At 73.5% G+C, this 12,468-nt stretch carries 12 protein-coding genes; 6 read left to right on the top strand and 6 right to left on the bottom strand.

Going from position 1 to position 12,468, the window contains the following annotated elements; all coding sequences use genetic code 11:
• Position 1: 1 nt before the first annotated feature.
• Both J2S66_RS30950 and moeA read right to left on the bottom strand, forming a co-directional pair.
• Positions 2-715, bottom strand: coding sequence for a phosphatidylserine decarboxylase (locus tag J2S66_RS30950; protein ID WP_310311520.1), 714 nt, complete (start codon positions 713-715; stop codon positions 2-4).
• 174 nt (positions 716-889) lie between these two features.
• Positions 890-2,104, bottom strand: coding sequence for a molybdopterin molybdotransferase MoeA (gene moeA, locus J2S66_RS30955; protein ID WP_310311522.1), 1,215 nt, complete (start codon positions 2,102-2,104; stop codon positions 890-892).
• A 54-nt stretch (positions 2,105-2,158) separates the two neighbouring features.
• Here moeA and J2S66_RS30960 point away from each other — a divergent pair, with 54 nt between their 5' ends.
• The 6 genes from J2S66_RS30960 to J2S66_RS30985 all read left to right on the top strand — a co-directional run bounded on the left by J2S66_RS30960 (position 2,159) and on the right by J2S66_RS30985 (position 7,977).
• Positions 2,159-2,803 carry an AIM24 family protein gene (locus tag J2S66_RS30960; RefSeq protein ID WP_310315207.1) on the top strand — a complete coding sequence of 215 codons (645 nt, stop codon included), beginning with the start codon at positions 2,159-2,161 and terminating at the stop codon, positions 2,801-2,803.
• A 79-nt stretch (positions 2,804-2,882) separates the two neighbouring features.
• On the top strand, positions 2,883-3,089 hold the full coding sequence (locus tag J2S66_RS30965; RefSeq protein ID WP_033432301.1) for a cold-shock protein: 207 nt from the start codon (positions 2,883-2,885) through the stop codon (positions 3,087-3,089).
• A gap of 147 nt (positions 3,090-3,236) precedes the next feature.
• Positions 3,237-4,532 carry a serine/threonine-protein kinase gene (locus J2S66_RS30970; protein ID WP_310311527.1) on the top strand — a complete coding sequence of 432 codons (1,296 nt, stop codon included), beginning with the start codon at positions 3,237-3,239 and terminating at the stop codon, positions 4,530-4,532.
• A 214-nt stretch (positions 4,533-4,746) separates the two neighbouring features.
• Positions 4,747-6,369, top strand: coding sequence for a chaperonin GroEL (groL, locus tag J2S66_RS30975; RefSeq protein ID WP_310311529.1), 1,623 nt, complete (start codon positions 4,747-4,749; stop codon positions 6,367-6,369).
• A 322-nt stretch (positions 6,370-6,691) separates the two neighbouring features.
• Positions 6,692-7,471 (top strand): phosphodiesterase, encoded by a 780-nt coding sequence (locus J2S66_RS30980; protein WP_310311531.1) that lies wholly within the window; start codon positions 6,692-6,694, stop codon positions 7,469-7,471.
• Positions 7,468-7,977 carry an NUDIX domain-containing protein gene (locus J2S66_RS30985; RefSeq protein WP_310311534.1) on the top strand — a complete coding sequence of 170 codons (510 nt, stop codon included), beginning with the start codon at positions 7,468-7,470 and terminating at the stop codon, positions 7,975-7,977. The genes J2S66_RS30980 and J2S66_RS30985 overlap by 4 nt, the downstream gene beginning before the upstream one ends.
• Before the next feature lie 40 nt (positions 7,978-8,017).
• Here J2S66_RS30985 and J2S66_RS30990 read toward each other — a convergent pair whose 3' ends face one another.
• From J2S66_RS30990 to J2S66_RS31005, 4 genes are all read right to left on the bottom strand, one after another.
• Positions 8,018-10,813 carry a CHAT domain-containing protein gene (locus J2S66_RS30990; RefSeq protein WP_310311536.1) on the bottom strand — a complete coding sequence of 932 codons (2,796 nt, stop codon included), beginning with the start codon at positions 10,811-10,813 and terminating at the stop codon, positions 8,018-8,020.
• A gap of 130 nt (positions 10,814-10,943) precedes the next feature.
• Positions 10,944-11,366: a carboxypeptidase regulatory-like domain-containing protein gene (locus tag J2S66_RS30995; RefSeq protein WP_374726223.1), complete on the bottom strand. Its 423-nt coding sequence runs from the start codon at positions 11,364-11,366 to the stop codon at positions 10,944-10,946.
• Between the two features lie 59 nt (positions 11,367-11,425).
• Complete coding sequence (locus J2S66_RS31000; RefSeq protein ID WP_310311540.1) at positions 11,426-12,031, bottom strand: RNA polymerase sigma factor; 606 nt, start codon at positions 12,029-12,031, stop codon at positions 11,426-11,428.
• Positions 12,032-12,216: 185 nt separating this feature from the next.
• The gene (locus tag J2S66_RS31005) at positions 12,217-12,372 is read right to left on the bottom strand and encodes a hypothetical protein (protein WP_310311542.1); all 156 of its coding nucleotides are present in this window, start codon (positions 12,370-12,372) and stop codon (positions 12,217-12,219) included.
• Positions 12,373-12,468: the final 96 nt, after the last annotated feature.

Consider the following 12,468-nt stretch of genomic DNA (forward strand, 5'->3'; position numbering starts at 1 on the left):
CTCAGCCCTCCGAGGGGAGTTCGGCGAGCACGGTCTCGCCGCCGATGGTGCGCTGACCGGCCTCGACGAGCACGCGGCTGCCGAGCGGCACGTAGAGGTCGACCCGGGAGCCGAACCGGATCAGGCCGTAGGTCTGCCCGACGGCCACCTTGTCGCCCTCGGCGACCTGGCACACGATGCGACGCGCCACGAGCCCGGCGATCTGCACGACGACCACGTCGTGACCGCCCTCGGAGGTGAGCCACACGGTGTTGCGCTCGTTGTCCTCGCTGGCCTTGTCCAGGTCGGCGGACAGGAACTTGCCGGGCCGGTACGACACCTGCCGCACCAGGCCGGGCACGGGCACGCGCTGCACGTGCACGTCGAACACGGACAGGAACACGCTGATGCGCGTCATCGGCGCGCTGCCCAGGCCCAGCTCGGCGGGCGGCGCGGCTTCGACGACGTGGGACACGGTGCCGTCGGCGGGCGCGACCGCCAGGCCGGGCCGGGTGGGCGTGGTGCGCGCGGGCTCGCGGAAGAACCACGCGACCCACGCCGTCAGCAGCGCGCCGGCCACGCCGAAGCGCTTGGAGAACCGGCGCAGCAGCAGCGTCGCGACGGCGGCACCGGCCACGAAGGGGCGGCCGGCGGGGTGCATCGGGGGGACGATCCCCCTGGCCAGCTGGACGAAGTGGGAGACGGCACCACTGTTCTGGTCGCGATCGGAGGTCATGGCTCTTCCGTAATAGGGCTGTGCTTCCGGCCCGCCACACGCTACGCGGCTTCGCCGGTCCCCGTCGTGCCCGCCCGTGCGTCCCCCGACGAACGCACGCGCGGGCAGGACGGGCGCGACCGGAGTGTAAGCCCGATCACATCACATGATCAACGCCTGAACGTGACCACGAAACTACAGAGCGTGCAGGAGTCGGACGACGACCTCGTCGTCCTGGGCCAGGGACGTCACGTCCTCGGGCACCTCGATCAGGCAGTTGCTCACCGCCAGCGCCGACAGCAGGTGCGACCCCGGCCCGCCCACCGGCGTCACCACCCGCCCCGACGCCGGGTCGAACAGGCCCCGCCGGAACTGGGTGCGCCCCGCCGGTGACGTCACCGGCGCGCTCAACCGGGCCGTCGCCGACGGCCGCTCCACCTCCGCGAACCCCATCGCCGCCCGCAGCGCCGGCCGCACGAACACCTCGAACGACACCTGCGCGCTCACCGGGTTCCCCGGCAGCGTCGCCACCGCCACACCCCGGTACCGGCCCGCGCCCTGCGGCCCGCCCGGCTGCATCGCGACCTTCGTGAACTCCACCCCGCGCCCGGTGAACGCGTCCTTCACCACCTCGTACGCGCCCGCGCTCACCCCGCCCGAGGTCAGCAGCAGGTCCACCGACCCGAGCCGCGGCTCCAGCGCCGCGTGGAACCGCTCCACGTCGTCCGGCACGAACCGCAGCAGCTCCGCCTCGCCGCCCGCCTCCCGCACCGCCGCCGCCAGCATCACGCCGTTCGACTCGAAGATCTGCCCGCGCTCCAGCGTCCCGCCCGGCCCCACCAGCTCCGACCCGGTCGACAGCACCAGCACCCGGGGCCGCCTGCGCACCGGCAGCGACCCGAACCCCAGCGCCGCCACCAGCCCCAGCTGCGCCGGCCCCAGCGCGGTGCCCGCCACCAGCACGGTCGCGCCCACCGCCACGTCGTCGGCCGCGCGCCGCACGTTCTGCTCCACCGCCACGGCCCGGTCCACCCGCACCGACGACGTGCCGCCGTCGGTCCACTCCACCTGCACCACGGCGTCCGCGCCCGGCGGCAGCGGCGCGCCCGTCATGATCCGGTGCGCCGTGCCCGGCGCCAGCGGCGCGTCCCCGGCCGCCCCCGCCGGGAGGTCCCGCTCCACCGGCAGCACCACCGGCGGCGACGCCACGTCCGCCGCGCGCACCGCGTACCCGTCCATCGCGGAGTTGTCGAACGGCGGCAGCGGGATCGGCGCCACCACGTCCCGGGCCAGCACCAGGCCCAGGCAGTCGGACACCGGCAGGTCGACCACCGGCATCACGCCCACGAGGCCGGCGACGCGGGACTTGTGATCAGCGACTCGGGTCAGCGCGTTCGTCACGCCCCCCATCCTGCCCCCCGCGTGGCAGACTGCTCCGACCGGCTGATCACGACAGGGGGAACGTTGCAGGTCCGGACGCGCCACACCCCCACCTTCGGGGTGGCCAGACTCGTGCTCGCGCCGGCTGAACCGGTGTTCGTCGAGCGGTCATCCGTGCTCGCCACCAGCTACGGCATCGGCGTCGACACCAGGGTCAAGGCACCCGGCGTCACCGCCGCCCTGTGCACCGCGGGTCCCGAGGGCGGCTGGGTCGACGTCGCCCCGCCGCTGCCGGGCGACCTGCACGTCCTCGAACTCGACGGCGCCACCGGCTGGTGCGTCGCCCGCGACAGCTGGCTCGCCGCCTCCGCCACGGCCCGCCTCGACCCGGCCGCGCCCCCCGTGCGCGCCCTGCACGGCGGCGACCACGGCTTCCTCGCCTACGCGTTCGGCAGCGGCCCCGTCGTGCTCTCCTGCTACGGCACGCTCGACGTGGTCACCCTCGACGCGGGCGAGCTCGTCACCCTCGCCGCCGGGCACGTCGTCGCCTTCGCGGACACCCTCCAGTGCAGGTTGCGCGCCGTTTCCCCGGACGCGCCGCAATCCGTCCGCAACGGCGCCGGCCTCGCCCTGGACTTCGCCGGACCGGGTCTCGTGCTCACCCGGACGCGCAGTCCGCGCTCACTCGTCACTTGGTTGCGCGACAACGGATTCAGCGCGCGCTCATGACTCCATAAGGAGGTATCGGCGAACCCCTTCGTGCCTCTAGCGTGGCGGTTTGCTCAGGTATTTCTCGAAGGAGGACGTCTTGGCTGTCGGCACGGTCAAGTGGTTCAACTCGGAGAAGGGGTACGGCTTCATCGCCGCCGACGGTGGGCCGGACGTCTTCGTCCACTACTCGGCGATCCAGATGGAGGGCTTCCGCACGCTGGCCGAGGGCGACCGCGTGGAGTTCGAGATCCAGGCCGGCCGTGACGGCCGGAGCCAGGCGTCGGACGTCCGGAAGGCGTCGTGATCCCCGCCCGGCCCGCCACGCGGCGGGTCGGGCCGCTCACCGAACCACCTCACCGGGCCTCCCCGCCGGCTTTCCCGACGGGCCTCCGGCACCGGTTTGCCGGGAACCCTTCGCACGTCGCACCGTCCGGACGTTAGGCTGCCTCGCGTGTCGGAGGACCTGAGCGGGCGGCGGCTGGGGCACTACCGGATCGACGGCGTGCTCGGGCGCGGGGGGATGAGCGTCACCTACCGGGCCACGGACGTCAGGCTCGGCCGCAAGGTCGCGCTGAAGGTCATCGGCGAACACCTCACCGCCGACGCCGAGTTCCGCGAGCGGTTCGTGGACGAGGCGCGCAACACCTCGGCGATCGACCACGCCAACATCGTGCCGCTGTACGACTTCGACGAGGTCGACGGCCTGCTCTACATCGCGATGCGCCTGGTCGACGGCCAGGACCTCGCCGCGCTCATCAAGGACGGCCCCCTCTCGCCCGCGCGCACCCTCACACTGCTCGGCCAGGTCGCCGAAGCGCTCGACATGCTGCACGGCAAGGGCCTCGTCCACCTCGACGTGAAACCGGCGAACGTGCTGGTCACGGCCAAGGAGGCGGTGCGCGAGCACGTGTACCTGGCCGACTTCGGCCTCACCCGGCGCGGCGCCACCGGCCACCGCACCCGCACCGGCGACTTCCTCGGCTCGCCCACCTACGCCGCGCCCGAGCACCTGCGCGGCGAACCCCTCGACGGCCGCACCGACCAGTACGCGCTCGCGTGCATGCTGTTCGCCTGCCTGTCCGGCCGGCCGCCGTACCAGGGCGGCGTGCAGGAGGTCATCCAGGGCCACCTCGCGTCCGAGACGCCGTCGCTGACCGCGCTCGTGTCGCTGCCGCCCGCCATCGACGACGTGCTGCGCAAGGGCACCTCCAAGGACCCGTCGCAGCGCTACGGCTCGTGCGCGGAGCTGGTCAACGCCGCCCGCGTCGCGCTGTCCGCCGCGCCCCAGGGCGCCCCGCCGCCCCGCCGCACCGACTCCGGGTCCATGCCCGCGCTCGGAGCCCAGGGCCAGGCCGGTGGCGTGCAGGCCGGTGGCGTGCAGGGTGGTGGCGTGCCCGGCCGGCAGCAGCCGGCCCAGCAGGGCCAGCCCGGCCAGCAGCCCTACGGGCCGCCGTACCAGCAGCAGCCCCCCGGCTTCCTCCAGGAACCGGTCCGCCTGCGCCCGCCCGCGCAGGTCGGCGCGTCCGCGTTCACCAGCACCGGCAAGACCCGGCCCGCCTGGTTCGCGCCCGTCGTCGTGGGCGCCGTCGCGATCGCGGCCATCGTCGTCCTCGTGTTCATCCTCACCCCGAAGGATGAACCGCCGCGACCCGTCGACCAGACCGGCACCACCCAGTCCATCGACGTCGGAGGCACTTCCGGCACCAAGCCGCTGCCCACCAGCGTGCCCGTGCGCACCTCCCGCTGACCTGGACTTCTTGCACTCTCCTGCGTCGAGTGCTAAACACGGTACTGGCACTCGGAACACCTGAGTGCCAACACGCAGGCTGGGACGGTGAGGCCGGCTCCTCCGGGGGCGGGTCGTCCGTCGCGGGCACCGAGCCTGGCCGAAGCACCGTGTTCCGCTGTGGGCTCGCGCCCCCAGTGGCCCCATTCGTAATCAGGCGGAGGAACACACCGCAATGGCCAAGATGATCGCGTTCGACGAGGATGCCCGCCGCGGCCTTGAGCGTGGCATGAACCAGCTCGCCGACGCCGTCAAGGTGACGCTCGGCCCCAAGGGCCGCAACGTCGTGCTCGAGAAGAAGTGGGGCGCGCCGACCATCACCAACGACGGCGTCTCCATCGCCAAGGAGATCGAGCTCGAGGACCCCTGGGAGAAGATCGGGGCCGAGCTCGTCAAGGAAGTGGCGAAGAAGACGGACGACGTCGCCGGTGACGGCACCACCACCGCCACCGTGCTCGCCCAGGCCCTGGTCCGCGAGGGCCTGCGCAACGTGGCCGCCGGCGCCAACCCGCTCGGCCTCAAGCGCGGCATCGAGCAGGCCGTCGAGGCCGTGATCGAGCAGCTGCACAAGACCGCCAAGGAGGTCGAGACCAAGGAGCAGATCGCCGCAACGGCGTCCATCTCCGCGGGCGACACCACCATCGGCGAGCTCATCGCCGAGGCGATGGACAAGGTCGGCAAGGAAGGCGTCATCACCGTCGAGGAGAGCAACGCTCTCGGTCTTGAGCTGGAGCTCACCGAGGGCATGCGCTTCGACAAGGGCTACATCTCCGGTTACTTCGTGACCGACCCGGAGCGGCAGGAAGCGGTCCTCGAGGACCCGTACATCCTGCTCTACGGCTCCAAGATCTCCACGGTCAAGGACCTGCTCCCGCTGCTGGAGAAGGTCATGCAGGGCGGCAAGCCGCTGCTGATCATCTCCGAGGACGTCGAGGGCGAGGCCCTGGCCACGCTGGTCGTCAACAAGATCCGCGGCACCTTCAAGTCCGTCGCCGTCAAGGCCCCGGGCTTCGGCGACCGCCGCAAGGCGATCCTCCAGGACATCGCCATCCTCACCGGTGGCCAGGTCATCACCGAGGACGTCGGCCTCAAGCTGGAGAACGCCGACCTGTCGCTGCTGGGCAAGGCCCGCAAGGTCGTCGTCACCAAGGACGAGACCACCGTCGTCGAGGGTGCGGGTGACGCCGAGCAGATCCAGGGCCGCGTCAACCAGATCCGCGCCGAGATCGACAAGTCGGACTCCGACTACGACCGCGAGAAGCTCCAGGAGCGCCTGGCGAAGCTCGCCGGCGGTGTCGCGGTCATCAAGGCCGGCGCCGCCACCGAGGTGGAGCTGAAGGAGCGCAAGCACCGCATCGAGGACGCGGTGCGCAACGCCAAGGCCGCCGTCGAGGAGGGCATCGTCGCCGGTGGTGGCGTGGCCCTGCTCCAGGCCGCCGAGATCGCGTTCGCGGGCCTGAAGCTCGAAGGCGACGAGGCCACCGGTGCCAACATCGTCAAGGTCGCCGTCGAGGCGCCGCTCAAGCAGATCGCCATCAACGCCGGCCTCGAAGGCGGCGTCGTGGTGGAGAAGGTGAAGGGCCTCCCCGTGGGCCACGGCCTCAACGCCGCCACCGGCGTGTACGAGGACCTGCTCGCGGCCGGTGTCCCGGACCCGACCAAGGTGACCCGCTCGGCGCTGCAGAACGCCGCGTCGATCGCCGCCCTGTTCCTCACCACCGAGGCGGTCGTCGCCGACAAGCCGGAGAAGGCGGGCTCCGCGCCGGCCATGCCCGACGCCGGCGGCATGGACTTCTGATCGGTTCGCCGATCGGTTGAGTTCCGCTCTCGAAGGGCCCGGTTCGCATCACGCGAACCGGGCCCTTCGGCGTTCGGCGGCGCTGACACGATGGAGTGATCATGGGGCCGGACATGTACGGAAACATCGTTATCGCCATCGGTTGGACATGTCGACGCCCCGAACCACCCGGCCTGCCACCACAGACCTGCCACCCCCGGCCCTGCTGCCACCCCGGCCCTGCCGCCGCGACCTGTCACCGGAGCCGTCGCCGGCCTCCTCGACGGGCGGGGGCTCGACGGGCGCGGGCCCACCGCCGTGACCCGAGGACAGGAGATCGCCCGTGCTGATCGCCCACCTGAGCGACCCGCACCTGCGCACCGACGCCCTGGCCGCCGAGCCCGCCGCGAACCTGGACCTGGCGCTCGGGCGCGTGCTGGCGCTCGACCCGCAGCCGGACTGCGTGGTGATCACCGGCGACCTGTGCCACGTCGGCCACCGCGCGGCGTACGTGCAGTTGCGCGAGGTGATCGGCGCGTTCCCCCTGCCGCTCCACCTGACCACCGGCAACCACGACGACCCCGGTGAGCTGCGCGAGGTGTTCGGCGGGACCCCCTTCCTGGGCGGCGGGTCGAGCACGCACTACGCGGTCGACCACGCGGGGTTCACGGTCGTGGTCCTGGACTCGTGGTCGACCGAGGGGCCCGCGGGGCGCCTGGGGGAGGGGCAACTCGCCTGGCTGGACGAGGTGCTCGGCCGGCGGCCCGGGGTGCCCGCCTTCGTCTGCCTCCACCACCCGCCGGTCGCGGTGGGAATCCCGCTGCTCGACGGGATGCGGTTGTCGGACGGGCCGGCGTTGGGCGAGGTGCTCGGGCGGCACCGGAACGTGGCCCGGGTGTTGGCCGGGCACGTGCACCGGGCGATCAGCGTGCCGTTCGCGGGGACCGTCGTGTCGGTGGCGCCCAGCACGTACCGGCAGACGTCGTTGACGTTGCGCGCCGACCGGCAGACCGGGTACCTGACCGAACCGCCCGCGTTCCTGCTGCACGTCGCGGCGGGGGACGGGTTCGCCACGCACACCGTGCCGGTGGTGGGCGCGGGCGCGCTGGTCGGTGGGTTGTGACGGACCTGCCGAGTCCGGTCGAACTGCCCGATCCGGTGGGCGTGCCCGATCCGGTGGGCGTGCTGAACCCGGTGGTGCACCGGCACCTGGTGGACGTGCACGTGAAGCTCGTGCGCGCCGACGGGCGCGTGCTGCTGATCCGGCGGCGCGACCCGGACGCCCGGTTCGACGGGAAGTGGCACCTGCCGGCGGGGAAGGTCGAGGCCGGAGAGTCGGCGCCGGCCGCCGCGGTGCGGGAGGTCGTCGAGGAGGTCGGGGTGCGGATCTGGGACGTGAAGATATTCCACGTCACGCATGCCGTCGCCCCCGGCGTCGAGGGACGGGTCGGGATCTTCCTGGAGGCCGGCGAGTGGGAGGGCGAACCGGTCGTCCGGGAGCCCGACAGGTGTTCGGGGATCGGCTGGTTCGCGCTCTCCGACCTGCCCGACGACCTGCTCGGCTACACCGCGATCGGGTTGTCGGCCGACGAGCCGTTCAGCGTCGTCGGGTGGGAGCGGAACACCTGAGCTGATCGGGGCGCCGGAACCGAGCGGGGCACCGGGCCGGTCAGGCGCCGAAGCACACGAACGGACGGCGCAGCGGGGCTTCCGCGGTCGCTTCGGCCAGGGCGTGCGACATCGGTGCGCCCTCGGCCAGCAAGCGGTGGAACGTCTCCATGGTCAGGGCCGCGGCCTTGTCGCCCACCTTGCTGACCGCCGCGACCACGGTGCGCGAACCGCTCGCCAGGAGCGCCCCGGCGAAGCCCAGGGCCTCGTCACCCGGCCGGATCCGGCTCAGGGCCAGGGAGCAGGCGGCCAGCACGACCTGCTCGGGCGCCTGGCGCAGGCGGGCCGTCTCGTGCGCGAACAGGGGACCGTCGGCCAGCTCCAAGCGGGAGAACAGGGCGTTGTCGGCCACGTGCTCGCCGTGCGCGGCGATGTGCGCCAGGCGCGCCCCGTCCAGGGCTTCCAGCACGTCGGGCACCGACTCCGCCAGCACCGCGTCCGGGTAGGCGGCACGCAGGCCGCCGACCTCGCCCACCGCCTCCGGCAGGTCCGGGCCGCCCACCAGGACCACCCGGGTGGCACGCGGCCGGGCGGACCGGGCGTTCAGCCACGCCGTCGCGGACGGGGCGACGACCACCGGCCGGCGGTGCAGGGACGGCAGGGCGTTCCACGGCACCGCGTACAGCTCGCCGGTGGGGACGACCACCAGTTCGCGTGGTCCGAGGTGGGCCGCCAGCGGTGCCACGAGCAGGTCGTCGAGGCGTGCGGCGCGGAGCGTCGCGGACTCGGTGATCGCGTCGGCCAGCGCCGGGGCGAGGTGGTCGGGGGCCAGCACGTCCAGGTCGGCGTGCAGCTGCCTGGTCAGCTCGAAGACCTCGCCGGCCCGGCCCAGCCGGACCAGGGTGGCGCCGGCCGTCGACAGGACCACCGCGGACAGCACGTCGCCGCGGGCCACGAAGCTGATCACGGTCCGGTCGCCCAGGTGCGGCAGCACGTCGCCGACCCGGCAGACGGGCCTCGGCCTGCCCCACACGCTGGTGTGCCAGCCCAGGCGGGCGACCTCGTTCTGGAGGGCGTCCAGGCGGGCCTCCAGCTCGTCGACGGGACGACCGTCGAGGCGGGCCTGCTGCACGGCGCGGGACAGCGAGCGCGATTCGGCCACGCGCCGCGCCAGGACCGGGTCGTCGATCGCCGGCAGCGGCTCGTAGCGGTACACCTGGGCACGGGTGCGCTCCAGCCAGTCGAACGCCAGGCCGGCGTCCCCGCCGTGCTCCCCGTCGTGGTCCAGGACGAGACCGACGGCCAGTTCGCCCAGCTCGCGGCCGTGCACGGCGGTGCCGCACAGCAGGTCGAGGCCGCCCATCCGGTCGCGGACGCGGCCCAACTCGGCCAGGCCCTCCTCGGCTTCGCGCAGGGCCGCGGCGGGCGAACCGGTCGCCACGGCCAGCTCGGCCCGGCACAGGCGGCGCAGCATCCGGTGGTCCACCGGGGTGATCGGGGTCGGCGCGGGGACGCGGTCCAGCAGCGCGCGGGCGCCGGGCAGGTCGCCGCGGCGGATCGCCATGCGGACCGCGAGCAGCGTCGCCACGGCCGCCTCGTCGGTCAGGCCCACGGTCGTGAGGCGTTCGGCGAGCTTCGCGGCCCGGGCCGGGGTCGCCCGGCGGCCGGGCCGGGCCGGGGCACCCCGGGGGACCGTGACGGTGACCGCGATCGGGGTGCGCGCGGCCGCGGTCCGGCCCGGTCGCGGCGGGACGGCGGCCGGGCGTCGGGGGGACGTGAGGAAGAAGCCCTCCACCTGCGGGAGCACCACCTCGGACGTACCGCCGGGAGAGCCGGGGGAGTGGGCGGAGTCCGGGGGCGACGCGGTGGGCGGGTGGGCGGCGGCGAACTCGGCCCTCATCCTCATCAACGCCGCCAGCTCCGCCCACGACGTGCTGCCGCGCCGGCGGAAGCGGCGCCGCGCCTGACCCGCCAGCTCCAGCGCGGTCGACGGGTCGCCCTGGAGCAGGGCCGCCGCCGCGCGGGCCAGCTCGGCCTCCGCCAGGTCCTGCCCCACCCGCCGTCGGCGCAGCACGACCAGGGCCTCGTCCAGGTGCTTGGCGGCCTCGTCGGCCAGACCGGCCGCGAGCATCACGCGCGCCCGGTCGATGCGGGTCCGCGCCACCAGGTCCGGCGCGAGCACGCGGAACGTCCGCTCGGCCTGCTCGTGGTGCCGCAGCGACCGGGGCGCGTCACCGGTCATCTGCGCGATGTCGCCGAGGTTGCCGTACGCCTTGGCCCGCATCAGCGGCAGGTCCTCGGCCTCGGCCAGCTCGACGGTCCGCCGGATGTCGCGCTCGGCGGCCTCGGGCAGCCCGAACGCGATGTTCGTCAGGCCGCGGTTCATCAGGGCCGTCGACAGCGTCGTCGTGTCGACCGCGCCGGCCGCCAGCCCGTCCTCCAGCAGGCGCACCGACTCGTCGTGCAGCGCGATGGCCTCGGCGGTGCGGCCGGCGCGGTGCAGGATGAGCGCCTGCTGGTCCTTGGCGATGGCGCGCAGGGACACCGCGTCCGGCCCGTCGGGCAGCGCGGTGATCAGGGCGTTGGCCGTGGCGAGGTGCGCGAGGCCGTCCTCGACCGACCCGGTCTCCGCCTCGCCGTAGGACAGGGTGATCAGCACCCGGATGCGGACCGTGGTCACCTCGGTGCCCGCCGGTGACGCGGGCAGCACGCCCAGCGCGCGGCGCAGCAGCCTCACCGCGTCCGCGGGACGTCCTCTCGACGCCGCCCGGTACGCCTGTCTCCGCAGCTCGACGGCGACAGCGAGGCCGTCGGTGGCAGCACTGGAGGCAGGTACGACGGCGCGGGGCAAGGGCACGTCCTAATGCCAACACACGGAACGTGTCCGAGAAGCCGTCCAGTGGAGGGATTGACTGAGCCGAACGGGTCACTCTCCGTGAGTGTGCGACCGGTCGACCCACCGTGACGACATGGCCCCCCGGCCCCGCCTACAACATGATCGTCGGGGTCACGACCGTGCGCCCGGGTTCGCCCCGGGAGTTCACCAGGTGCACCACGATCTGCGTGGTGCCCGCCGGCACGTCCGAGAGCACGAACCGCCCGCCGTCGTCGGCCTTGGTCGTGCTGGACTCGTGCTCGGCCACCCGCACCTCGACGGTGTGCTCACCAGCGGGCACGAGCCAGCCGTCGATGCGGTGGCGCGCGCCGGTCGAGGTGAAGTTCACCATCAGGGTGAGGTTGTCGACCGTGAACGTGATCGTGCCGGGGTTGCCGCCCCGCACGCCGGCCAACGAGCCTGCTCGTTCCCAGCGCGCGACCTCGACGTCCAGGTTCTCCAGGGCGACCGCGAACCGGATGCGTTCGACGAGCCCCGGCGGGGGCGCGTCCAACTCGTACACCAGGCGGTTCAGCTCCGTGAGGACAGCGGTGTCCTCTTGGCCTCTGCGGTCATCGCGCGGGTCGATGTCGTTCACCGCGATCCTCCTTCCGCGTCGAGATGTGTGCGCAGCGTCGTCAGGCACCGGCCCCTGGTCGGGCCGATGCTGCCGCGTGGCATGGACAGTGCTTCGGCGACCGCGCGGTACTCCGCCCGCCCGGCCAGCACGGTGAGTCGCAGGAGTTCCTGGCACTTCTGCGACAGCTTCCCGAACGCCCGCCACAACCGGTGGTCCCGGTCGTCGACCAGGGCGGCGTCCTCGGGGAGACCGTACTCGCTCTCCAACTGCTCCGCCAGCTCGTCGCTCAGCGCGGCTTCGCGACGGGCGGGCGTCCAGGTCCGCTGCGACTCGCGGCGCGTCGCGACGACCAGCCAGCCGGCCAGCGCGCGCGGTTCGACCAGCCGGTCGAGGTGGCGCAGCAGCGCGAGCCACACCGTCTGCACCACGTCCTCCGCGGTGCTGCGGTCCAGCCCGTGCCCCCGCGCGACGTGCCACACGAGCGGGGTCAGGTCCGCGACGAGCGCGTCCAGCGCCCGGCGGTCGCCGTCGCGGGCGGCCACGACGCAGGCCGCGTGGCGGTCCGTGCCGTCGAGCCCCTCCCACGGTGGGCGCTCACCGGCCGTGCGCAGTTCTCCCACGTCGTCACCTCCTCGTCGGCATCCCCAGCCGGAGCTGATCGTCACACACGCGGGCGGTGCGCCCGCCGCGGGCGGTCCGCGATGCCCCCCTCGCACCGCGGACCGCCGTTTCCCTCTTCCACCGCGGGCGGCGTCCGGTCGACACCCCTCGAAGCCGACCGACCGCCGCTCTTCCCCCAGCGTCTTCAGTGGGTCTGGTGGTGGCCGTCGGGTGAGGTCGGCGGCGGCTCCGGCAGTTCGGGGTCCTTGGGCGACCCCGTCCCGTCGGTGGTCGCGGACAGGTCTGGGTCGAGCTCGTCGACGGGGTCGAGCTCGTCGACGCCAGGCGGGTTGGCGTTCACGCGCGGTTCTCCTCAGTCGGGGTCGAGGCCGGTCACCAGATAAGGAGTGAGTAGATCTACGCGGGATACGACGGCCGCGATTAACAGTTCACAGAC

Source organism: Saccharothrix longispora, assembly GCF_031455225.1.
Classification (GTDB): domain Bacteria; phylum Actinomycetota; class Actinomycetes; order Mycobacteriales; family Pseudonocardiaceae; genus Actinosynnema; species Actinosynnema longispora.